Source organism: Kitasatospora sp. NPDC059648 (assembly GCF_042734825.1).
Taxonomy (GTDB): Bacteria; Actinomycetota; Actinomycetes; order Streptomycetales; family Streptomycetaceae; genus Kitasatospora.
On the sequence record NZ_JBHWDU010000011.1, the window covers coordinates 73,259 to 94,492 of the forward strand.

The window sequence follows — 21,234 nt, forward strand, 5'->3', positions numbered from 1 at the left end:
CCGCCGCCGAACTGCGCGCCCTCACCCAGCAGGAGACCACCCAGCAGCGCGAGAACGCCGAGGCCTACGCCGACCGCGTCCGCACCGAGGCCGAACGGCACGCCACCGAACTCGCCGAGCGCACCGCCGCCGAGACGGCCGGGCTGCGCGAGGGGGCGGACCGGTACGCCGCCGAGCAGCGCGAGGACGCCGACCGGTACGCGGCCGAGCAGCGCGCCGAGGCCGAGCAGGCCGCCGCCGAACTGCGCGCCCTCACCCAGCAGGAGACCACCCAGCAGCGCGAGAACGCCGAGGCCTACGCCGACCGCGTCCGCACCGAGGCCGAACAGCACGCCACCGAGGTGCGCGCCGAGGTCGAGCAGTACGCGGTCGACCTCCGCACCGAGGCCGAGGAGCTGCTGGAGCAGGCCGCGGCCGCCGCCGAGCAGCGCCGGGCCGAGGCCGCCGAGGACGCCAAGGCGACCCGCGAGAAGGCCGCCGCCGAACTGACGCTGGCCAACGAGCAGGCCGAGACGGTACGGGCCGAGGCAGGCCGGGAACTGTCCGAGGCCCGCGCCACCGCCGACGGCATCCGCGCCGAGGCCACCGCCGTCCTGGAGCAGGCACGGGCCGACGGCGAGGACGCGGTCGCCGCGGCCAGGGCCGAGGGCGCCGAACTGGTCGCCGCCGCCGAGGAGGAGGCCGCCGAGGTCCGCCAGTCGGTGGCCGGCCTGCACGAGGCCGCCGCCGAGCAGATCGCCGCGCTGCGCGCCACCGCCGAGCAGGAGGCCGCGGACACCCGCGAGCGGGCCGAGCAGGACGCCGCCGAGACCCGCGCCCTCGCCGAGCGCGAGACGACCGAGCAGCGCGAGGCCGCCGACCGGTACGCCGCCGAGGTGCGCGAGGCGGCCGAGCGGTACAGCGCCGAGGTGCGCGAGGCCGCCGACAAGTACAGCGCCGACCTGCGCGCCCGGGCCGAGGCCGAGACCACCGCGCTGCGCGAGCAGACCGAGCTGGAGCTCACCGCCGAGCGCGAGGCCGCCGAGGCCGAGCTCGGCCGTCAGCGCGCCGAGGCCCAGGCCTACGACGAGCAGCTGCGCGCCGACGCCGAGGCGGAGCTGCGCGCCGCCCGGGAGGCGGCCGAGCAGCTGCGCGCGGACGCCGAGGCCCAGGCCGCCCGTACGGTGGCCGACGCCGAGGCCCAGGGTGCCCGGAGCGTCGCCGAAGCCGAGGAGCTGGCCGCCGGGCTGCGCGCGGAGGCCGAGGAGTACGCCCTCGCCACCCGCGCGCTGGCCGACGAGTACGACGCCGCCACCCACTCCCGCGCCGACGCCTACGACGCGGAGACCCGGGAGGCCGCCGAGCAGTTCGACAAGGCCACCCGGGACCGTGCCAAGGCCGTCCTGGAGAAGGCCTTCGCGGACGCCGAGGCGCTCGGTGAGGACGCCCAGACCACCGCGCTGGCCACCACCGCCGCCGCCGAGGAGCAGGCGGACGCGATGGTCGCCGCCGCCCGCAAGGAGGCCGACCGGCTGGTCGCGGCCGGCGAGGCCGCCGGTCTGGCCGAGGTCGAGAAGGGCCGCTCCGACGCGGACGCCCTGCTCGCCGAGGCCCGCCGGGACGCCACCGCGATCCGCGAGCGCGCCGAGGAGCTGCGCGAGCGCACCGACGCCGAGGTGGAGGCGCTGCACGAGCGGGCCCGCAAGGAGAACGCGGCGGCCATGAAGTCGGCCGGCGAGCGGGTGGACGCGCTGGTGACGGCCGCTCAGGAGCAGCTGACGGAGGCCGAGGAGCAGGCGGTCGCCACCGTGGCCGAGGCCGAGGACCGGGCCGCCGCCCTGGTCGCCGCCGCCGAGGAGCGGGCCGCCGAGCTCACCTCGGAGGCCTCCGCGGAGGCCAGCAAGGTCCGGCTGTCCGCCGTTCGCAAGGCCGAGGGCCTGCTCAAGGAGGCGGAGACCAAGCTCGCCAACTCCACCGACCGCGCCGAGGCGCTGATCGAGAAGGCCGAGGCCAAGCTGGCGTCGGCCGAGGCGGAGGCCGAGGAGCGGCTCGACAACGCGGCGACCGAGGCCGAGAAGCGGCTGCACGAGGCCGACCGCACGGCGGAGGAGCAGATCGAGCTGGCGAAGGCGGAGGCCGAGCGGCTGATCGCCGAGGCGAAGGCGGAGGCCGAGCGGGTCACCGACGAGGGCCGGCGGGAGCTGGACGAGCTGGTGCGCCGCCGCAAGGACATCAACACCGAGATCTCCAGGGTCCAGGACGTGCTGTCGGCACTGGAGGCGTTCGAGGCACCGTCACCGGTCGCCCAGGGCAACGGGGGAAGCAACACCAAGAAGGACGGGAGTGCCAAGGCCGGTGCCGGAGTTGGCTCTCCCCGGTCGGGTGGCAATCGCTCCAAGAACGCACCACCCGATTGAGCGGACATTGGCGGTCATTGTCCGTGAGACAACGGCATTTCGCCGTCGACACTCCGGTACCGTGTCAGGATTCCCTCAACCACCTCAGCGGTTTGACGACAGGAAGCCCAGAGTCCCATGAGCGACAGTCATTCCCCTCACGGCTTCGACCTGGTGCGCCGTGGGTACGAGCGCGCCCAGGTCGACGAGCGGATCACCAAGCTGGTGGCCGACCGTGACAGTGCCTTGACCCGGATCAGCGCGCTGGAGAAGCGCATCGAGGAGCTCCACCTGGAGACCCAGACCGCCCAGGCGGCGGTCGCCGAGCAGGAGCCCTCCTACGCCGGTCTCGGCGCCCGGGTCGAGAAGATCCTGCGACTGGCCGAGGAGGAGGCCAAGGACCTGCGCGACGAGGCGCACCGCGCCGCCGAGCAGCACCGCGAGCTGGCCGAGGCCGCCGCCCAGCAGGTCCGCACCGAGGCCGAGAACTACGCCAAGGACCGCAAGGCCAAGGCCGAGGACGAGGGCCTGCGGATCGTCGACAAGGCGAAGAGCGACTCCGCCCAGCTGCGCGCCGAGGCCAACAAGGACGCCCAGAACAAGCGCGAGGAGGCGGACGCCCTCTTCGAGGAGACCCGCACCAAGGCCGCCCAGGCCGCGCTGGAGTTCGAGACCAACCTGGCCAAGCGCCGGGAGCAGTCGGAGCGCGACCTGGCCGCCCGTCAGGCCAAGGCCGAGAAGCGCCTCGCCGAGATCGAGCACCGGGCCGAGCAGCTGCGCCTGGAGGCCGAGAAGCTGCGCACCGACGCCGAGCGCCGGGCCCGCCAGACCGTCGAGACGGCCCAGCGCCAGTCCGAGGACATCGTGGCGGACGCCAACGCCAAGGCGGACCGCATCCGCAGCGAATCCGAGCGCGAGCTGGCGGCGCTGACCAACCGCCGCGACAGCATCAACGCCCAGCTGACCAACGTCCGCGAGATGCTGGCGACGCTGACCGGCGCGGCCGTGGCCGCCGCCTCGCTGCCGAACGACGACACCATGGGCGTGCCCGCCCAGCAGTCGCGCTGACGCAGCCGCTGACGCAGGCCCGTGGCAGGCCCTCACCCTCCCGGGTGAGGGCCTGTCGGCCGTCTCCCCGTCATCACCTCGGGCACCTTTTCCCGGGCCGGTCTCAGCGGGGGTAGGCCCCGTCGGGCCGCTGGTGCCCGCTGCTGAGCTGGTTGCCCTCGTCGTCCGAGACGGTGCCGAACCAGGAGGTGCACCAGACCGACACCGAGTCGGGCCAGTACTGCACCTCGAACGGGTGTCCGGACCCGTAGTCGCCGTACGAGGTGACGACGAAGGTCTCCCCCGGGCGCATCCAGTAGTCCTCGCCGAGCGGCTCCAGGGTCAGCTCCACCAGGCCCTCGCCACGGTTCGTCACCGGCATCCGGCCGGTCACCTCCAGGGCCGAGAAGTCCCAGCCCGCCGGGTCCGGGCTCATCCGGCGGCCACCCGGGAGAGCAGTCGGCGGACGGCGGTGTCGAACGCCCCCGGGGACTCCAGGGCGCTGAGGTGGCCCACGCCGGGGACGACGGTCAGTTCGGCGCCCGGCGCGGCCCGGGCCATCCGCTCGGCCTCCTCCAGCGGCACCAGGGCGTCCAGGGCGCCCGCGACCACCGCGGTCGGCACCCGGAGCCCGGCCAGCACGTCCAGGGAGTCCGGACGGGCCGCCATGGCCCGCTGGGCCCAGGCGACGGCGGCCGGCGGGGCGGCGGCCACCATCGCCTGGACCCGCTCCACCAGGTGCTGGGAGTCGGGCCCGAGCTGCCCGGCCGCGACGTGCTCGTCCAGCAGCAACTGCACGCTGCCTCGGGCAGTGACGGCGACGGCGATCCGCTCCCGGTTGGCCCGGGCGGCGGCGGTGTCGGCGGTGGCACGGGTGTTGGACAGCAGCAGGCCGGACAGCCGGTCCGGGTGGCGGCGGGCGAAGGCCAGAGCCACGTAGCCGCCCATCGAGAGCCCGCCGACCACCGCGCGGTCGATCCCGGCCGCGTCCAGGAGCAGCGCCAGGTCGTCGGCGACCAGGTCCAGCGAGGGCTCGTCCGCGCCCAGCTCGGTGCCCCCGAAACCCCGTTGGTCGGGGGCGAGCACCCGGACCTCGTCCCCGGTCAGCCCGGGCAGCGCGTCCAGTTGGGCGGACCACATCGAGGCGTTCAACGGAAAGGCGTGCAGGAGCACGAGTGGTGTTCCGGTTCCGCTCTCGCGGACGGACACTGTGGAGGGGAGCCGACTCATGCGCCCACCTCGTTCCGCTCGGCAGGGGCATGGCCCAACGCGCACCTCTCGGTGATTCGCTCGCTTCGCTCGCTCATGCAGCCACCGTATTCGGGTGGGCTCGGCAGGCCCACTCAGTGGGCCGCCCTATCCGCTTTGTCCTAACCTGACAGAGAGTAAGGGAGCACCAATGATCGAGTTGCACGACCTGACAAAACGTTATGGCAAGACGCTCGCGGTGGACCGGCTCAGCTTCGCGGTCCCCCCGGGAGTCGTCACCGGCTTCCTCGGCCCCAACGGCGCGGGCAAGTCCACCACCATGCGCATGATCCTGGACCTGGACCGCCCGACCGGCGGCAGCGTCAGCATCGACGGCAGACGCTACGGGCAGCTCAGCGAGCCGCTCAAGAAGATCGGCGCCCTGCTGGAGGCCAAGGCCGTCCACCCCGGACGCACCGCCCGCGACCACCTGCTCTGGCTCGCCCAGAGCAACCGGATCCCCGAGCGCCGGGTGGAGGAGGTGCTCGCCCTGGTCGGCCTGACCCCGGTCGCCCGCAAGCGGGCCCGCGGCTTCTCGCTCGGCATGGGCCAGCGCCTGGGCATCGCCTCGGCGCTGCTCGGCGACCCGGAGATCGTCATGTTCGACGAGCCGGTCAACGGCCTGGACCCGGAGGGCATCCTCTGGATCCGCAACCTGATGAAGCGCCTCGCCGGCGAGGGCCGGACGGTCTTCGTCTCCTCCCACCTGATGAACGAGATGGCCGTCACCGCCGACCACCTGGTGGTCATCGGCAAGGGCCGGCTGCTCGCCGACCTGCCGATGCCGGAGTTCATCCGGCGCAACTCCCGCTCCGCCGTACGGCTGCGCAGCCCCCAGCCCGAGCGCCTGCTCGACGTCCTGGCCGGGGCCGGCCTGCGGCACGAGCCAGGGCCGGACGGCTCCTACGAGGTGGTCGACGGCGACCTCGCGGACCTCGGCGAGCTCGCCGCCTCGCACGGCGTGGTGCTGCACGAACTCAGCCCGCAGCAGGCCTCGTTGGAGGAGGCGTTCATGCGGATGACGGCGGACTCGGTGGAGTACCACGCGGGCGAGGGTCCGGGCCGGGACGCGGCCGGCGCTCCCGGTGACTGGGGCGCGGGCTGGAAGGCGGACGGCAACCGGCCGACCGCGGCGGTACGGCAGGAGGAGAACTGAGATGGCGTCCTTCCCGGCGATCCTGCGCTCCGAGTGGACGAAGATCCGCAGCGTCCGCTCGACGGTCTGGACCCTCGCACTGGCCTTCGTGGTCACGGTGGGCATCGGCGCGCTGCTGTCCCTGCTCACCAACAACAACTTCACCGAGTTCCGGCGGCACGACCAGGGCCCGTTCGACGCCACCGGCACGGCCTTCTCCGGCATCATGCTCGGCGAACTGGCCATCATCGTCTTCGGCGTGCTGGCGATCGGCAACGAGTACAGCAGCGGCATGATCCGGGTCACCCTGGCCGCCGTCCCCCAGCGCGGCACCCTGCTGGCCGGCAAGGCGATGGTGCTCGGCGTGCTGGCCCTCGCGGTGTCGCTGGTGACGGCCTTCGTCACGTTCTTCGTCGGCCAGGCGCTGCTGGGCTCGCACTCCACCAGCCTGAGCGAGCCGAACGTGCTGCGCGCGGTGCTCGGCGCGGCGCTGTACCTGACGATGATCTGCCTGTTCTCGGCCGGCGTCACCGCCATGCTGCACAACCAGACGCTCGCACTGGGCGTGCTGGTGCCGTTCTTCTTCCTGCTCTCGCCGATCCTCTCGGCGGTGCCGAAGGTCAAGACCCTGGCCCACTACTTCCCCGACTACGCCGGCTCGCGGGTGCTGCTGGTGTACGAGCAGAACGGCCAGCCGTACGGGCCCTGGGCGGGCTTCACCATCTGCCTGGCCTGGACCGCGGCGGCCCTGGTCGGCGGCGCGCTGGTGTTCAAGAGCCGCGACGCCTGAGGGAGTTCGAGCAGCCGGTTCGAGGAGTACGGAGTCAGTACCGCGGAGCGCCGCGGCCCCGCAGGACGTTGGAGGCCCGGCGCTCCCGTGCTCCCCAGCACGCCCGGTGCCAGTGCCTCCGGTCGTCCACCCCGCCGCCGTGCATCGGCCAGGCCACCACGTGGCCCATCCCGGGCGGGATCTCCTGGTCGCAGCCCGGGCAGCGGTAGAACCGCCCCGAGGTGCCCGCGACCGTCTGCACCACCCAGTCGTCGCCCTGGTAGTTCTCGGTACGGCGCAGCGATCCGCCGAGCGGGGCGGCGGCCGGCACGGCGCTCTCGCGGGGGGCGGCGCTCTTGATCCGGTTGCGGCGGGGCACGGCGGACTGCCTCTCTTCCGGGGTCTCGAAGTCGTTCCAGCCTACGGGTGTCCGTCCCCCTCCCGGGCCCCTATCACGGCTTCGGCCCACCGTCCGGTGTTTTTGCCGAGATCCACCCGATCATCGGGGAAATTCGGGGTTCAGCGTGCCATTGGCACATGACATCGGATACCCACGAGGGGACAGGCGGGGCCCGCAGACCCTGCGTGCACCCGAGGAGGCCCCCAGGATGACCAAGACCAGCCCGCGCGCCGAGACCCGCCGGCCCGTCGGCGTACGGCCGCCCGCCCCCGGCCCGACGCTGACCTCCGTCCCACCGGTGACCGCCGTCGCGGGGGAGCCGTTGACCGCCGCCCAGCGCGCCGGCGCGCTGCCGCCGGACACCGCCCCGGTGCGGGTCGGCGCGTTCCTGCTGTCCGCCCAGTTCCCCGGGCAGAGCCACGGCGAGGTGCTGGAGCGCACCGTCCGGGCCTCCGTCGAGGCCGAACGCGCGGGCCTGGACAGCGTCTGGCTGGCCGAACACCACTTCGTCCCGTACGGGGTCTGCCCGAACGCCGCGACCCTCGCCGCGCTGCTGCTCGGCCGCACCCGCCGGATCGGCATCGGCACGGCCGTCAGCGTGCTCTCCACCGCTCACCCGGTGGCGCTCGGCGAACAGGCCGCCCTGCTGCACCTCACCTCCGGCGGGCGCTTCACGCTCGGGGTGGGCCGCGGCGGGCCGTGGATCGACCTGGACGTGTTCGGCAGCGGCGTGGACGCCTTCGAGAGCGGCTTCCCGGAGCGGCTGGACCTGCTGCTGCGCTGGCTGCGCGGCTCCCGGGTGGGCGCGGACGGCCCCCAGTTCAGCTTCCCCGAGGTGGCGGTGGTGCCGCAGGCCACCGAGGCTCCGCGCCGCCCGGGCCTGGGCAGCTGGCTCGGGCTGGACGACCCGTCCGGCCCGGTGCGCTTCCCCCGCCAGCGCCAGGACACCGAGGGCCTGGGCGAGGAACGCAACGCCGCCGGACGGCCGGTGGCCGGCCCGCCGGTGGTGGTCGCCTGCACCTCCCCGGGCGGGGTGAAGCTCGCCGCCGAGCGCGGGCTGCCGATGCTGCTCGGGATGCACTCCGGCGACGACGACAAATTGCGGATGCTGGAGCTCTACCGCACCGCCTGGCTGGCCGCCGGGCGCGGCGAGGAGCAGCTGCGCCGGGTGACCCGCCAGCACGTCGCGGCCGGGGTGGCCCAGGTGGACGACCGCACCGCGGCCGCCCGGGCCACCCTGCTGAACGCGATGCCCGGCTGGTTCGAGTACGGGCTGGGCGCCCACCGCACCGTGGACGGCCGCGAGCGCAAGATGCGCGACCCGCACCAGTACACCGAACTCCTCTGCGACCTCCACGCGGTGGGCACCCCGAGGCAGTGCGCCGACCGGCTGCTGGCCACCGCCGAGCGCACCGGCATCCGGCGGTTCGCCCTGCTCGCGGAGGGCAGCGGCGACCACGAGGCGACCCTGCACAACATCGCCCGGCTGGGCTCCGAGGTGCTGCCGCAGCTGAGTTGACGCGACCATCGCCGGGCCGGGCCGCCGCCCCTCCCCCCCTCCGCACCGGGGGACGGGGCGGCCGACACCGGCCGAATCAGCAGTCCCGCAGCTCCTCGGACTGGTTGAGCAGCTGCTCCCGGACGGAGGTGAAGCGGTCGTACCGCGCCTCGTTGGCCGCCGACGGCAGGAACACCGCCACCCGGTGACAGTTCTGGAACGCCAGCCGGACCCCGAAGTGGCGCTGCAGGGCGCCCCGGATGGCATCGCTGGCCAGGGCGCGCAGCAGCTGGCCGCGGGCCTGCTCGCTGGGCGGCGGCACCTGGTTGTCGGCGAAGTCGGTGCCGTCGACCTTCGCCTGGGCGACCAACGAGCTGATCAGGTCCCAGGCGTAGGGCAGCGAGACGCGGACGCAGTCGACGAATTCCCGCTCGTCGACCTCGCCCCGCTCGGCCTTCTCCAGCAGGGCCGGTGAGACGTCGAGCGACATGGATTCTCCTCTCGCGGTCCACCCGCGCGGCGCCCGGGTGGTCATGCGTAGTCCAAGCTCACAGTGAGGGTGCGCGAAATCGCAGGTGATGTCCGGAACACCGTGGGACGGGGGGTTTCCGGCATCTTTGCGAAGGCGGCGGCGCCACGGGACGTGACGTCCTGAACACCGACCGCGTCAGAACAGCGTGGCAGTCAACGGCGGAGCAGGCTGGTCATTCCTAGGGATTACTTCGGAAACACGGCGTGGTGCACCAGATTGGCCGGATCCCGTCGGATCGTTCATCTGAAGTCTCCATCCCCGTTGACAGCGACCCCGCATCCGTACCGTCACACACCGTAGCGGCCTTTGGGGGGCGTACGCCAGAGCGCCGGGGAGCGGCGGCGGGCCCGCCGAACCTCCATGTTCGCGGGGTTCGCGCTTTCTTCACCCGGTCGTCGCGGAATCGCATCAACTGGCCCCAGTGGGCTAGCGTGGTCGACCGTGCGTCTCGTAATTGCCCGCTGCTCAGTCGACTATGCCGGTCGGCTCTCCGCCCATCTGCCCTCCGCCACCAGACTGATCCTGGTCAAGGCCGACGGCAGCGTCAGCATCCACGCCGACGACCGCGCCTACAAGCCGCTCAACTGGATGTCCCCGCCGTGCGCCCTCAAGGAGGCCGACGGGGTCTGGACGGTGGAGAACAAGGCCGGCGAGAAACTCATCATCACGCTGGAGGAGGTGCTGCACGACTCCTCCCACGAGCTCGGGGTGGACCCGGGCCTGATCAAGGACGGCGTCGAGGCACACCTCCAGGTGCTGCTGGCGGACCGGATGGAGGTGCTCGGTGCCGGCTGGTCGCTGATCCGCCGCGAGTACCCGACCGCGATCGGCCCGGTCGACATCCTCTGCCGCGACGCCGACGGCGCCACGGTCGCCGTCGAGATCAAACGCCGCGGCGAGATCGACGGCGTCGAACAGCTCACCCGCTACCTCGAACTCCTCAACCGGGACCCGCTGTTGGCCCCGGTCAAGGGCGTCTTCGCCGCGCAGGAGATCAAGCCCCAGGCCCGCGTCCTGGCCACCGACCGGGGCATCGGCTGCGTGGTGCTGGACTACGACGAGCTGCGCGGCATCGACGACGACAAGCTCAAGCTGTTCTGACCGGTCAGTTCTTCGTCGGGCTCGACGACGGGCCCGACGTGCCGCTCGGAGTGGCCGACGCGGTCTGCGAGGAGGTCGGAGCCGGGGCCGACGAGGTCGTGGACGGGGTCGCCGAGGGCGTGGGGTTGGTCCCGCCGCCGGAATGAGTACCGCCACCGCCGGTACCGCCGCCCGCTGTACCGCCCTGCGGCTGTCCAGGTTGCGGGACCGGCGACTGGGACTGCGGCGGGGCCTGCGACCCGGTGGCCCCCGGCGAGGAGCTCGGGCGCTTCGACGGCGAGGCGCCCGGCGAGTGCGACGCGCTGCCGCTCGCCGAGGGCTCCGGAGCGGTCTCCGTCCCCGCCGGGCTCCCGGGTTCGGTCCCGGCGGTGCCCTGGCTGTGGTCCGCGGACGGCAGCGGCATCGGCGCGCTGCCGGTGTCGCCGACCTCGTCCAGCCGCGCGTGCGGGTCGTTCGCCCTGTGCTCGTCCGGCCCGGTGAGGCTCATCGCCACCGCCGTCCCGAGCACCCCGAAGGTGAGCACGGCGGCCGAGGCCACCACCGCCCCGCGCCGCTTCCCGGTACGGGCCTTCAGCTTCGCCGGCACCCGGGCCGCGATCTTGCGGATCACCGGCCCGCGGCCGGGCGCCGCCGTGGCGGGCGCGGCGGCCGGCAGCTGCCGGCCGTCGGCGCGCAGCAGGTCGAGCATCCGGCGCGCGGAGGCGACCCCGCGCTGTTCCCCGGCGGTGACCCGCAGGGTGAGCGCCGTCTCCAGTTCGGCGAGCGCCCGGGAGGGCTGCTGGAGGCAGATAGCGTGCACGCCCGCCTCGTGGTGGAACCAGGCCTGGTCGACCGTCGAGCCGATGTGCCGGGCCGCCTCCAGGCCGAGCTGCAGCACCCGCTCCCAGGCACCCCAGCGCAGCGACAGCGCCAGGGCGGGCGCCGCCGCCCGGGCCAGCCGGACGACCGCCTCGTGCCGCCCGGCGGTCCGGTCCGCGAGCAGCACCCCGATCAGCACCTCCGCCTCGGCGGCGATCTGCTCCAGCGACACCGAGCTGTGCCCGACCCACCAGGCGAAGTGCTGGGCGGCGCCGTCGACGCATCCGCGCGCGGGCCAGTGCGGGGCGAGCAGTTCGAGCGCGCCGGCGGTGAGCCGGTGGTGGCCGCCGATGGACACCGCGAGCCCGGCGTCGGCGAGTTCGGCCAGGGCGCTCTCGCCCTGGCCGACGTCGATCAGAGCGGGCAGGTGCGGCGCGGTGGGGCACTCCCCGCCGAGCGCGACGGCCAGTCGCAGCACGGCCTGCGCGGGCTCGCTGAGCCCCTCGGCGAGCCGGACCGCGGGCGAGGCCGTCTCGGCGACGGAGGGCAGCGGCACGGTGCGCCGCAGCGCGTCCTCCCGGATCGCCGGGTCCGGGTCCCGGACGGGCTCGTCGACCGCGCCGAAGACGTCCTGCCGGTCCTCCTCGGCGGCGACCAGCGCGTCCACCGAGACGTCCCGCTGGCGCAGCAGCGCGGCGGCCTGGACGAAGCGCAGCGGGAGGCCCTCGGACTCGAACCAGAGGTCGACCGCCCAGGCCTTCTCCGCGACGTCCAGGGGCCGCCCGGCCAGCCGGGCGGTGAGGGCGAGGCAGGCGGCCCGGGACAGCCCGGGGACGAGGTGGTCCCGCAGCCGGGAGTCGGCGGGCAGCGGCGGCGTGTCGGGGGCGACCGAGATCAGGAAGGCGCAGCCCGGGGCGGCGGCCAGCAGCTCCTCCAGCTCGGCGCCGGTCGGCTCGGCCTCGTCGATCACGACGACCGCGCCGACCCCGGCGAGGTGGGCGGCCAGTTGGCCCGGGTCGGGCCGGAATCCGGGGGCGTGGTGGGTGGCCGCGAAGAGGTCCTGGAGCAGGTCCGCGGCGGTGCGGCGGTGTCCGCAGAGCTGGACGACCCCGCCGGGGGCGAGGTCGGCCGCGGCCTCGGCGACGGCCGACAGCAGGGTGCTGCGGCCCGAGCCGGCCTGGCCGACCAGGCGTATCGAGCGGCCCTCGGCCAGCAGGCCGAGCAGTTCGGCGATGTCGGCCTCGCGGTCGAGCAGCGGCAGGTCGGTGGGCCCGGCGCCGAGGGCGAGCGGGCCGACGGCGCGGCCGACGCCGCCGACCGGGCCCCGGGCGGGCTCGCTGCGTTCGATCCGGCGCGGGCGGGGGCGCCACTCCGGCGGGCAGGGCCGCGCCTCGGAGCCGTCCGGGGCGCCGACGCCGACCAGCAGGCCGCCGGAGACCAGTTCGCCGCCTCGGGTGCGGGCGACCTCCTGCCGGAACTCCCCGGATGGCTGTGCCACGTTCTGCTCCGCATCGTGGTCGGCCGCCGGCGTCCCGCGCCGGCCGGCACACGTCTGGGTCGCGGCCGCGGGCGGGCTGTGGGCAGCCGGCCCCGGGCGGCCGTCATCTGACGGGCAGACTCTTGCACATCCGGGGCCGCCCGTGCAGCGCGGTCCGGGTGCGGGGCGGATGGCGGCGGAATCGCCGCAGGCGAGGGGCCTGACGGGCGCTCGGGCCGGAGGGGCCCGGACGTGCTGGACCTTCCGGACGTTCCGGATGTTCCGGACGTCCTTTCCGGATCTTCCGGACGTCCTAGCTGACGTGCGCCTCGGCGATGCCGCCGTCGACGGCCAGGATGCGGTGCAGCTTGGTGGCCACCAGCAGCCGCTGGAGCTGCGCGGGGACGGAGCGCAGCACGAGCCGGCGGCCGATCCGGCCGGCCCGCCGGTGGGTGCCCATGATCACACCGAGTCCGGTGGCGTCCCAGAACTCCAGTCGGGCGAGGTCGAGCACGAGGTCGCCGAGACCGCCGTCCACGGCCTGGTGCAGCAGGACCCGCGCGTCGGCGGCGGTGCGCACGTCGAGGCGGCCTTCGATGGCCAGCGCCGTGTGGTCGCCGGTGATGCGCATGCTCTCCTCCTTCGCCTGGGTGGCCTGGTCGGGATTGGGTCCGGTCCCGGCCGTGCCGGGAGGCGGGGTGGCCCCGGATCGGGTGGATCCGGGTGGGCGGTCCGGGCGGAACGCCTGTGACGGCTCGGTCCGCACCCGGCCCCGGTCGCTCTGCCGGGTTCCCTCATCTGACGGTGGAGCAGCGCCGCAGGTTGCTGGTTTCCGCCCTGGTCTGAAGCAACTCCACTCGTCCGAGGGAATATACGCAGGAACTCTCCACACCTACGCTCGATTACCGCCCAAATCACCCGTCTGCGGCACCCGGCGTGAGGAAACTCACCCGCCCCGGCACAGTGGGCCGTACGATGCTCCGATCGCACGGCCCACCAGGTCGTTCAGCCCCTCCGGGTCACTTGGCCTCGTACGGGTAGAAGCCGCGGCCGCTCTTGCGGCCGAGGTCGCCGGCGGTGACCATGCGGGCCATGATCTCCGGGGCGGCGAACTTCTCGTCCTGGGTCTCGGTGTAGATGTTGCGGGCGGCGTGCAGCAGGATGTCCACGCCGGTGAGGTCGGCGGTCTGCAGCGGGCCCATCGCGTGGCCGAAGCCGAGGCGGCAGGCGGTGTCGATGTCCTCGGCGGTGGCCACGCCCGACTCGTACAGGCGGGCGGCCTCGACGACCAGGGCGGTGATCAGGCGGGTGGTGATGAAGCCGGCCACGTCGCGGTTGACCACCACGACCTCCTTGCCGACGCCCTCGGCGTAGGCGCGGGCGGCGGCCATGGTCTCGTCGCCGGTCTTGTAGCCGCGGACGAGCTCGACCAGCTTCATCATCGGGACCGGCGAGAAGAAGTGGACGCCGACGACCGACTCGGGGCGCTGGGTGACGGCGGCGATCCGGGTGATCGGGATGGCGGAGGTGTTGGAGGCCAGCACGGCGCCGTCCTTGGCGAGCTTGTCCAGCTCGCGGAAGACGCCCTCCTTGACCTCCAGGTTCTCGAACACGGCCTCGACCACGATGTCGGCCTCGGCCACGGCGCCGAGGTCGGTGGTGGTGGTGATCCGGCCCAGTGCGGCCTCGGCGTCCTCGGCGCTCAGCTTGCCCTTGGAGACGAACTTCTCGTACGAGGCGCGGATGCCCGCCAGGCCGCGCTGCAGCGCCTCCTCGGTCACGTCCCGCAGCACCACCGGGTGGCCGGCCTGTGCGGACACCTGGGCGATGCCGGCGCCCATCAGGCCGGCACCGATCACGGCGATCTGCTTGCTGGACGCATTGCTCATGGCTGGGTCTCCCGATGCCGTCGCCGCCCTGCGGGCGGACCCTGAAGGCGGCTCAGGCAGGGATCGCCGCCAAGGAGCCGCATTGCTCTGCGCCGGACTTTAGTGCCCGAATCCGCCGTGCAGTAGCGATCGGGAGTGTGATCTGCAACCGACGTGGTCAGCTGATCAGGACGCTCGTCAGATGGTCAGGCCGAGGTCCTGGGCCACGATCGCCGCCTGCACCCGGCTGCGCAGCCGCAGCTTCGCCAGGATCCGGCTGACGTGGGTCTTGGTGGTCGCCTCCGCCATCTCCAGCCGGGCCGCGATCTCCCCGTTGGACATCCCGGCCCCGACGCACGCCAGCACCTCCCGCTCGCGCCCGGTCAGCCCGGCGACCGCCGCCCGGGCCTCCGGACCGACCGGCCGCTCCGGGCGGGCGAAGGCGCCGATCAGCCGCCTGGTCACCGACGGCGCCAGCATGCCCTCCCCGCGCGCCACCGTCCGGATGCCCTCGACCAGGGTGTCCGCCTCCAGGTCCTTGAGCAGGAACCCGGCCGCGCCGGCCCGCAGCGCGCCGTAGACGTACTCGTCCAGGTCGAAGGTGGTCAGCACGAGCACCTGGGCGGCCCCGGCGCCGACCACCTGCCGGGTCGCCGAAACGCCGTCCAGCCGGGGCATCTGCACGTCCATCAGCACCACGTCCGGCCGCAGCTCCAGCGCCAGCCGGACGGCCTCCTCCCCGTCCGCGGCCTGGCCGACCACCTCGAACTCCGGCTCGGCGCGCAGGATCATCACCAGCGCCGCCCGCACCGCGGCCTGGTCCTCGGCCACCAGCACCCGGATCGTCATGCCCGTTCCTCGCTCTCCCGGCCGCGCGGCAGCACCGCGCGCACGCTCCAGTACCCGTTCAGCGGCCCCGCCTCGAAGCTGCCGCCGAGCAGCCCGGCCCGCTCCGACATGCCCACCAGTCCGGCCCGGGCTCCGGGCAGTTCGCGGCCCGGCTCGTCCCGGTACGGACTGTCGACGCCGATCCGCAGCTCCTGGGGGCCGAACTCCAGCCGCACCGCGACCAGTCCGGGCCCGGCGTGCTTGAGCGCGTTGGTCAGCGACTCCTGCACGATCCGGTACGCGGCCAGCCCGACCGGCACCGGGACCTCGCCGCGCTCGCCGTCCTCGGTCAGCTCGAACTCCAGCCCCACGTCCTGCCCGGCCGCCCGTGCCTTCGCCAGCAGGGCGTCCACCGCGGCCAGGTCGGGCGCCGCGTAGGACTCGTCGGCCTCTCCCCCGCCGCTGTCCCGGAGCAGTCCGATCATGCGACGCATTTCGGCCAACCCTTGGACGCTGTTCTCCCGGATGACGGCCAGCACCTCCACCAGCGGATCGTCCTCGGCCAGTTGTCGCCGCTTGGCCACCGACTGCGCGCCGGTGGCGTGGATCGCGATCGCCGACAGGTGGTTGGCCACCACGTCGTGCAACTCCCGCGCCATCCTCGCCCGTTCGGCGCCGACCGCCTCGCGCCGGTCCATCTCCGAGAGCAGCGCGGTCTGTTCGGCCCGCAGCCGCTCGGTCTCCGCCTCCCGTCGGTGCTTGCGCACCACGTCGCCGGTCCACACCGGCGCCAGGAAGAGCAGCGAGCTGACCACCACGATCAGCAGCCCGGCCGAGGTACCGCCGTAGTACAGCGCGAGGCCGGAGAGCACCAGCACGGTGGACCCGTTGGTCAGGTGCAGCACCTTCGACATCCGCCGGGTGCCGTAGACCACCGCCGCGTACAGCAGATCGGTGTACATGATCAGCGTCGCCAGCAGACTGCCGGTGAGCAGGCACAGCGCACAGGCCAGCCCGCCCACCGTCACCGCGAGCACCGGCCGGGTCCGCCGGACCAGCTCCAGCCCGGCCATCACCACCAACGTCAGCAGGACCGACCAGAGCGGATTGCGCTCGGGCTGGTCGTACACCCTGAAGACGATCAGCAGCCCGCCGCCGAGCAGCCCGGCCAGGGCGATCAGCCGGTCCAGCCGGCGCGGGGAGACGGACGGTACGAGCACACCCTCATCTCACCATCCCCGGCCCCCGCACCGGCTCCCGACCACGGAGGAGGCCGCTACATCGAAAGGTGCAGCCCCGGACGGCACCGCGCGACGACGACACGAACCGCGCCCGCGTACGAGGCTGGAGACACCGCCGACACGACCGGGAGCAGAACGTGATCGTCACCCTCATCGTCGCGGCCGAGATCTCCTGGTGGATCGTGCTCGGCCTCGCGCTCTCCGCCCGCTACCTGCTGCGCTGGCGCCGCACCAGCACCGTGCTGCTGATCGGCCTGCCGGTGGTGGACCTCGCCCTGTACGCGCTCACCGTGCTCAACCTGCGCGGCGGCGCCGAGGCGGGCTGGATGCACGCCCTCGCCGCGAGCTACGCCGGCTTCTCGGTCGGCTACGGCCCCTCGCTGGTCCGCTGGGCCGACCGGCACTTCCTGCACCGCTTCGCCGGCGGTCCCAAGCCGCTGCCCTCGCCGAAGTACGGCCCGGAGCGGACCAGGTACGAGTGGCAGCTGGCCGGCCGCACCGTCGTGTCCGCCGTGATCACCCTGGGTCTGATCACCCTGCTCGTCCCGCTCTCCGCGGGCTCCGCCCACTTCGGCACCTTCGGCCAGTGGTACTGGAAGCTGGGCATCGCGGCGGTCGTGAACGTGATCGTCGCCGGCTGCTTCTCGATCTGGCCCAAGGAGCCGCCGGCCGGCGTGCGGGTCGAGAACGGCCGGGTCGTGGTGGAGCAGGCCCCGGCCGAGCGGGTCTGAGACCTAGCGGTTCTCCCCCGGGACCCAGAGCACGTCGCCGCGCTCCTTGTTGGCCACCCGGGCCAGGATGAACAGCAGGTCGGACAGCCGGTTGAGGTACTTCGCGGTCAGCGGGTTGACGGTGTCCCCGTGCTCGGCGATCGCCGCCCAGGTGGAGCGCTCGGCCCGCCGCACCACCGTGCAGGCCAGGTGCAGGTGGGCCGCGCCGGGCGTGCCGCCGGGCAGGATGAAGCTGCGCAGCTTCTCCACCTGCTCCAGGTAGTGGTCGCAGTCCCCCTCCAGCCGGTCGATGTAGGACTGCAGCACCCGCAGCGGCGGGTACTTCGGGTCCTCGACCACGGGCGTGGAGAGGTCGGCGCCGACGTCGAACAGGTCGTTCTGGACCCGGACGAGGACCGCCGCGATGTCCTCGGGCAGCGCCCCGACCGCGAGGGCCACCCCGATCGCCGCGTTCGCCTCGTTGGCGTCGGCGTACGCGATCAGCCGCGGGTCGGTCTTGGAGGTCCGGCTCATGTCGCCGAGCGCGGTGGTGCCGTCGTCCCCGGTACGGGTGTAGATGCGCGTCAGATTGACCATGCGGCCCACCCTAGCCCGCGGAGTCAGGCGACGTTGACCCGCTGCCCGGGCGGTGCCGCCTCCAGCCAGGCCAGGAAGCCGGTGAGCGCGTCCTCGCTCATCGCCAGCTCCAGCGGCGCCCCGTTGTGCAGGCAGCGCAGCACCACCGAGCCGGAGAGCAGCGCCAGCTCCTCCTGGCCCTCCGGGTAGCGCCGGCCGAGCACCTCGATCTCCCGGCGGGGCAGCACCTTGCGCGGGCGCGGGGCGTACGAGAAGACCCGGAACCACTCGATCGAGTCGCCGCTGTAGCGGCCGATACCAAAAACCCACCCCTTGCCGTCGGTCGGGGGGACCGGGGCGGAGGTGGGTTTGCCGTTCTCGTCGAGGTCGGGCTGCGTCGAGGCGTCGGCGGGCATTTTGAGCCGGTAGCTGCAGTCGAACGTGCCGCCGACCCGCTGGATCAGGCGGCGGCGTACGGCGAAGGCCATCAGGCCGATCACTCCCAGCGCCACGACCGCCGCACACACCACAAGCGCGAGGACCATGCTCACCTACCTCCTCGCTACCCGCGTTCCCCGTTGCGGTCGTCCCGGACGACCGCGCTGACCTACCAACTACGACGACAGTCCCGGGGTCACGCTCACGCGTCCCCGGGACCGTCGGTCGACCCCGCCAAGCCGGGGTCCGGCACACTCAGGCGTGGGCCTTGAGGCCGCGCGCCGCGAACAGTCGGACCTCGGCGCGACGCTCGGCGTGCGCGTCCAGGTCGGCCTTGGCCTGCTCCAGTGCGCGCTCGGCACGCGCGACGTCGATCTCGTCCGCCAGCTCGGCGATCTCCGCGAGCAGAGACAGCTTGTTGTCGGCGAAGGAGATGAAGCCGCCGTGCACCGCGGCGATGACGGTGCCGCCGTCCACCGTGCGGATGGTGACCGGGCCGGTCTCCAGCACGCTCAGCACCGGGGTGTGGCCCGGCATGATGCCGGTGTCACCGGAGGCCGTACGGGCGACGACGATGGTGGCCGCACCGGACCACACCTTGCGGTCGGCTGCGACCAGCTCGACGTGCAGCTCAGCCAACGTGGGCTCCTAGGCTCATGCAACCCCCGATTACTCGGGAGTTTCGGTAAGAATAACGGCCCCGCGCCTCCGGCATGAAACCGGCGGCACGGATTTGACCGGAATCACAGCCGATGCGACGTGAGGGGTGGTCCCCAGGCTCGGGGGCCACCCCTCACGGTCACTCAGCTGCTACCGGCCGCGATTACTTCTTCGCCAGCTCGGCGGCGTTCTTCTCCAGGTCCTCGATGCCACCGCACATGAAGAAGGCCTGCTCCGGGACGGAGTCGTACTTGCCGTCGGCGATCGAGTTGAAGGCCTCGATGGTCTCCGACAGCGGCACGGTCGAGCCCTCGACACCGGTGAACTGCTTCGCCACGTAGGTGTTCTGCGAGAGGAAGCGCTCGATGCGGCGGGCACGGTGAACCGTGATCTTGTCCTCTTCGGACAGCTCGTCCATACCGAGGATGGCGATGATGTCCTGGAGGTCCTTGTACTTCTGCAGGATCCCCTTGATACGGACGGCCGTGTCGTAGTGGTTCTGCGCGATGTACCGCGGGTCGAGGATGCGGGACGTGGAGTCCAGCGGGTCGACGGCCGGGTAGATGCCCTTCTCCGAGATCGGACGCGACAGAACGGTGGTCGCGTCCAGGTGGGCGAAGGTGGTGGCCGGGGCCGGGTCGGTCAGGTCGTCCGCGGGGACGTAGATCGCCTGCATCGAGGTGATCGAGTGACCACGGGTCGAGGTGATGCGCTCCTGCAGGAGGCCCATCTCGTCGGCCAGGTTCGGCTGGTAGCCCACCGCGGAGGGCATGCGGCCGAGCAGGGTCGACACCTCGGAACCGGCCTGGGTGAACCGGAAGATGTTGTCGATGAAGAGGAGCACGTCCTGCTTCTCGACGTCGCGGAAGTACTCCGCCATGGTCAGCGCGGACAGCGCGACGCGCAGACGGGTGCCCGGCGGCTCGTCCATCTGGCCGAAGACCAGCGCGGTCTTGTCCAGAACGCCCGAGTCGACCATCTCGTCGATGAGGTCGTTGCCCTCACGGGTGCGCTCGCCGACGCCGGCGAACACCGACACACCACCGAAGTTCTCGGCGACGCGGTAGATCATCTCCTGGATCAGAACGGTCTTGCCGACACCGGCACCACCGAACAGACCGATCTTGCCACCCTGGACGTACGGGGTGAGCAGGTCGATGACCTTGATGCCGGTCTCGAACATCTCGGTCTTGGACTCAAGGTCCTTGAAGTCGGGGGCCTTGCGGTGGATCGGCCACCGGACCTCGACCTGGGAGTCGAACTCCGCCTGGTCGACGTTCAGCACGTCACCGAGGGCGTTGAAGACCTTGCCCTTGGTGATCTGGCCGACCGGCACGGAGATCGCGGCACCGGTGTCGGTGACCTGCGAACCGCGGACCAGGCCGTCGGTCGGCTGCATCGAGATGCCGCGGACCAGGCCGTCGCCGAGGTGCTGGGCGACCTCAAGGGTCAGGGTCTTCTTGCCCGAGCCGTCGGGGTTGTCCACCTCGACGTGCAGGGCGTTGTACATGTCCGGGATCGCGTCGACGGGGAACTCCACGTCGACGACCGGGCCGATGACCCGCGCGACGCGGCCCGTCGCCGTGGTCGGCTCAACAGTGGTGGTCATACTCATTCGCTCCCGCGGCTGGCGTCAGCGAGCGCGTTGGCGCCACCGACGATCTCGCTGATTTCCTGGGTGATCTCGGCCTGACGGGCCGAGTTGGCAAGCCGCGTGAGCGACTTGATGAGCTCGCCGGCGTTGTCCGTCGCGCTCTTCATCGCGCGGCGGCGGGCGGCGTGCTCGGAAGCGGCCGACTGCAGCAGCGCGTTGTAGATCCTGCTCTCGACGTACCGCGGCAGCAGCGCGTCCAGGACGCCCTCCGCCGACGGTTCGAAGTCGTACAGCGGGAAGATCTCCGACTTGGCCGGCGTCTGGTCGCTGAGCTGGACCTCGTCCAGCTTCAGCGGCAGCAGCCGCGCCTCCACCGCGTCCTGCGTCAGCATGGACACGAACTCGGTCGAGACCACGTGGAGTTCGTCCACGCCGCCGTCCTCGGTCGTGAAGGCCTCGATCAGCTCGGCCGCCACCGTCTTCGCGTCACCGTAGGTCGGCTTGTCCGAGAAGCCCGTCCACGAGTTCCCCACCGCCAGGTTGCGGAAGGTGTAGTACGACAGACCCTTCCGACCGACGATGTAGGTCACGACGTCCTTGCCCTCGCCGCGCAGGCGCTCGGTGAGCGTCAGCGAGGCCTTGATGGCGTTGGACGAGTAACCGCCGGCCAGGCCGCGGTCCGCCGTGATCAGCAGGACGGCCGCGCGCTTGGCGTTCGGGTTCTCGGTGGTGAGCGGGTGCTTGGCGTTGGACCGGGTGGCCACCGCCGTCACCGCCCGGGTGAGCTCGTCGGCGTACGGAGCGGAGGCCGCCACCGCGCGCTGCGCCTTGCCGATGCGCGCCGCGGAGATCATCTCCATCGCCTTGGTGATCTTCTTCGTCGCGGTGACAGAGCGGATCCGGCGCTTGTAGACCCGAAGCTGTGCTCCCATGGGTCGT

Annotated in this window: 20 protein-coding genes and 1 pseudogene; 7 read left to right on the forward strand and 14 right to left on the reverse strand. The window is 72.8% G+C overall.

Annotation, left to right across the window (positions count from 1 at the left end; genetic code table 11):
- Nucleotides 1-2,396 (forward strand): annotated as a pseudogene (locus ACFV1W_RS09845) (hypothetical protein); the annotation flags it as partial.
- Nucleotides 2,397-2,513: 117 nt separating this feature from the next.
- Entirely contained in the window at nt 2,514-3,443 is a 930-nt protein-coding gene (locus ACFV1W_RS09850) for a cellulose-binding protein (RefSeq protein WP_030282004.1), read from the forward strand.
- Nucleotides 3,444-3,546: 103 nt separating this feature from the next.
- On the opposite strand, the gene ACFV1W_RS09855 is transcribed toward ACFV1W_RS09850, so the two are convergent.
- Both ACFV1W_RS09855 and ACFV1W_RS09860 read right to left on the reverse strand, forming a co-directional pair.
- Nucleotides 3,547-3,858, reverse strand: coding sequence for a hypothetical protein (locus ACFV1W_RS09855; RefSeq protein ID WP_380414782.1), 312 nt, complete (start codon nt 3,856-3,858; stop codon nt 3,547-3,549).
- Entirely contained in the window at nt 3,855-4,652 is a 798-nt protein-coding gene (locus ACFV1W_RS09860) for an alpha/beta fold hydrolase (RefSeq protein WP_380414784.1), read from the reverse strand. Before ACFV1W_RS09860 ends, ACFV1W_RS09855 begins: the two co-directional genes overlap by 4 nt.
- Before the next feature lie 169 nt (nt 4,653-4,821).
- Here ACFV1W_RS09860 and ACFV1W_RS09865 point away from each other — a divergent pair, with 169 nt between their 5' ends.
- Nucleotides 4,822-5,826, forward strand: coding sequence for an ABC transporter ATP-binding protein (locus tag ACFV1W_RS09865; protein WP_380414786.1), 1,005 nt, complete (start codon nt 4,822-4,824; stop codon nt 5,824-5,826).
- Nucleotide 5,827: 1 nt separating this feature from the next.
- Nucleotides 5,828-6,595, forward strand: a complete 768-nt coding sequence (locus ACFV1W_RS09870) for an ABC transporter permease subunit (protein WP_380414788.1) — start codon at nt 5,828-5,830, stop codon at nt 6,593-6,595.
- Nucleotides 6,596-6,629: 34 nt separating this feature from the next.
- On the opposite strand, the gene ACFV1W_RS09875 is transcribed toward ACFV1W_RS09870, so the two are convergent.
- Nucleotides 6,630-6,953: an ATP/GTP-binding protein gene (locus tag ACFV1W_RS09875; protein WP_380414790.1), complete on the reverse strand. Its 324-nt coding sequence runs from the start codon at nt 6,951-6,953 to the stop codon at nt 6,630-6,632.
- Between the two features lie 391 nt (nt 6,954-7,344).
- Here ACFV1W_RS09875 and ACFV1W_RS09880 point away from each other — a divergent pair, with 391 nt between their 5' ends.
- Nucleotides 7,345-8,493 carry an LLM class flavin-dependent oxidoreductase gene (locus ACFV1W_RS09880; RefSeq protein WP_380414902.1) on the forward strand — a complete coding sequence of 383 codons (1,149 nt, stop codon included), beginning with the start codon at nt 7,345-7,347 and terminating at the stop codon, nt 8,491-8,493.
- Between the two features lie 76 nt (nt 8,494-8,569).
- Here ACFV1W_RS09880 and ACFV1W_RS09885 read toward each other — a convergent pair whose 3' ends face one another.
- The gene (locus ACFV1W_RS09885; protein WP_380414792.1) at nt 8,570-8,962 is read right to left on the reverse strand and encodes an SCO5389 family protein; all 393 of its coding nucleotides are present in this window, start codon (nt 8,960-8,962) and stop codon (nt 8,570-8,572) included.
- 483 nt (nt 8,963-9,445) lie between these two features.
- Here ACFV1W_RS09885 and nucS point away from each other — a divergent pair, with 483 nt between their 5' ends.
- Nucleotides 9,446-10,105: an endonuclease NucS gene (gene nucS / locus ACFV1W_RS09890; RefSeq protein ID WP_380414793.1), complete on the forward strand. Its 660-nt coding sequence runs from the start codon at nt 9,446-9,448 to the stop codon at nt 10,103-10,105.
- A 4-nt stretch (nt 10,106-10,109) separates the two neighbouring features.
- Here nucS and ACFV1W_RS09895 read toward each other — a convergent pair whose 3' ends face one another.
- The 5 genes from ACFV1W_RS09895 to ACFV1W_RS09915 all read right to left on the reverse strand — a co-directional run bounded on the left by ACFV1W_RS09895 (nt 10,110) and on the right by ACFV1W_RS09915 (nt 16,296).
- A complete protein-coding gene (locus tag ACFV1W_RS09895) occupies nt 10,110-12,401 on the reverse strand; it encodes an ATP-binding protein (protein WP_380414795.1) in 2,292 nt (763 codons plus the stop codon).
- Between the two features lie 292 nt (nt 12,402-12,693).
- A complete protein-coding gene (locus tag ACFV1W_RS09900) occupies nt 12,694-13,011 on the reverse strand; it encodes an STAS domain-containing protein (protein WP_030282030.1) in 318 nt (105 codons plus the stop codon).
- A 388-nt stretch (nt 13,012-13,399) separates the two neighbouring features.
- Nucleotides 13,400-14,269, reverse strand: a complete 870-nt coding sequence (locus ACFV1W_RS09905) for a 3-hydroxyacyl-CoA dehydrogenase family protein (protein WP_380414797.1) — start codon at nt 14,267-14,269, stop codon at nt 13,400-13,402.
- Nucleotides 14,270-14,446: 177 nt separating this feature from the next.
- Nucleotides 14,447-15,097: a response regulator gene (locus ACFV1W_RS09910; RefSeq protein WP_380414799.1), complete on the reverse strand. Its 651-nt coding sequence runs from the start codon at nt 15,095-15,097 to the stop codon at nt 14,447-14,449.
- A complete protein-coding gene (locus tag ACFV1W_RS09915; protein ID WP_380414801.1) occupies nt 15,094-16,296 on the reverse strand; it encodes a sensor histidine kinase in 1,203 nt (400 codons plus the stop codon). Before ACFV1W_RS09915 ends, ACFV1W_RS09910 begins: the two co-directional genes overlap by 4 nt.
- A gap of 158 nt (nt 16,297-16,454) precedes the next feature.
- On the opposite strand from ACFV1W_RS09915, the gene ACFV1W_RS09920 reads away from it, so the two are divergent.
- The gene (locus ACFV1W_RS09920) at nt 16,455-17,048 is read left to right on the forward strand and encodes a hypothetical protein (RefSeq protein WP_380414803.1); all 594 of its coding nucleotides are present in this window, start codon (nt 16,455-16,457) and stop codon (nt 17,046-17,048) included.
- A gap of 3 nt (nt 17,049-17,051) precedes the next feature.
- Here the strand turns inward: ACFV1W_RS09920 and ACFV1W_RS09925 are convergent, their stop codons facing one another.
- The 5 genes from ACFV1W_RS09925 to ACFV1W_RS09945 form a co-directional block, all read right to left on the reverse strand.
- Entirely contained in the window at nt 17,052-17,624 is a 573-nt protein-coding gene (locus ACFV1W_RS09925) for a cob(I)yrinic acid a,c-diamide adenosyltransferase (protein ID WP_380414805.1), read from the reverse strand.
- 23 nt (nt 17,625-17,647) lie between these two features.
- Nucleotides 17,648-18,148 carry a DUF2550 domain-containing protein gene (locus ACFV1W_RS09930; RefSeq protein ID WP_030057523.1) on the reverse strand — a complete coding sequence of 167 codons (501 nt, stop codon included), beginning with the start codon at nt 18,146-18,148 and terminating at the stop codon, nt 17,648-17,650.
- A gap of 148 nt (nt 18,149-18,296) precedes the next feature.
- Nucleotides 18,297-18,680 carry a F0F1 ATP synthase subunit epsilon gene (locus ACFV1W_RS09935; RefSeq protein ID WP_218201844.1) on the reverse strand — a complete coding sequence of 128 codons (384 nt, stop codon included), beginning with the start codon at nt 18,678-18,680 and terminating at the stop codon, nt 18,297-18,299.
- A gap of 184 nt (nt 18,681-18,864) precedes the next feature.
- Nucleotides 18,865-20,310, reverse strand: coding sequence for a F0F1 ATP synthase subunit beta (gene atpD, locus ACFV1W_RS09940; RefSeq protein WP_030282048.1), 1,446 nt, complete (start codon nt 20,308-20,310; stop codon nt 18,865-18,867).
- Between the two features lie 2 nt (nt 20,311-20,312).
- Nucleotides 20,313-21,227, reverse strand: a complete 915-nt coding sequence (locus ACFV1W_RS09945; protein ID WP_380414808.1) for a F0F1 ATP synthase subunit gamma — start codon at nt 21,225-21,227, stop codon at nt 20,313-20,315.
- Nucleotides 21,228-21,234: the final 7 nt, after the last annotated feature.

Coding starts and splice junctions, on each gene's coding strand:
- ACFV1W_RS09850 (WP_030282004.1), top strand. CDS start 2,514: ATGAGCGACAGTCATTCCCCTCACGGCTTCGACCTGGTGCGCCGTGGG.
- ACFV1W_RS09855 (WP_380414782.1), bottom strand. CDS start 3,858: ATGAGCCCGGACCCGGCGGGCTGGGACTTCTCGGCCCTGGAGGTGACC.
- ACFV1W_RS09860 (WP_380414784.1), bottom strand. CDS start 4,652: ATGAGTCGGCTCCCCTCCACAGTGTCCGTCCGCGAGAGCGGAACCGGA.
- ACFV1W_RS09865 (WP_380414786.1), top strand. CDS start 4,822: ATGATCGAGTTGCACGACCTGACAAAACGTTATGGCAAGACGCTCGCG.
- ACFV1W_RS09870 (WP_380414788.1), top strand. CDS start 5,828: ATGGCGTCCTTCCCGGCGATCCTGCGCTCCGAGTGGACGAAGATCCGC.
- ACFV1W_RS09885 (WP_380414792.1), bottom strand. CDS start 8,962: ATGTCGCTCGACGTCTCACCGGCCCTGCTGGAGAAGGCCGAGCGGGGC.
- ACFV1W_RS09900 (WP_030282030.1), bottom strand. CDS start 13,011: ATGCGCATCACCGGCGACCACACGGCGCTGGCCATCGAAGGCCGCCTC.
- ACFV1W_RS09905 (WP_380414797.1), bottom strand. CDS start 14,269: ATGAGCAATGCGTCCAGCAAGCAGATCGCCGTGATCGGTGCCGGCCTG.
- ACFV1W_RS09910 (WP_380414799.1), bottom strand. CDS start 15,097: ATGACGATCCGGGTGCTGGTGGCCGAGGACCAGGCCGCGGTGCGGGCG.
- ACFV1W_RS09925 (WP_380414805.1), bottom strand. CDS start 17,624: ATGGTCAATCTGACGCGCATCTACACCCGTACCGGGGACGACGGCACC.
- ACFV1W_RS09930 (WP_030057523.1), bottom strand. CDS start 18,148: ATGGTCCTCGCGCTTGTGGTGTGTGCGGCGGTCGTGGCGCTGGGAGTG.
- atpD (WP_030282048.1), bottom strand. CDS start 20,310: ATGACCACCACTGTTGAGCCGACCACGGCGACGGGCCGCGTCGCGCGG.
- ACFV1W_RS09945 (WP_380414808.1), bottom strand. CDS start 21,227: ATGGGAGCACAGCTTCGGGTCTACAAGCGCCGGATCCGCTCTGTCACC.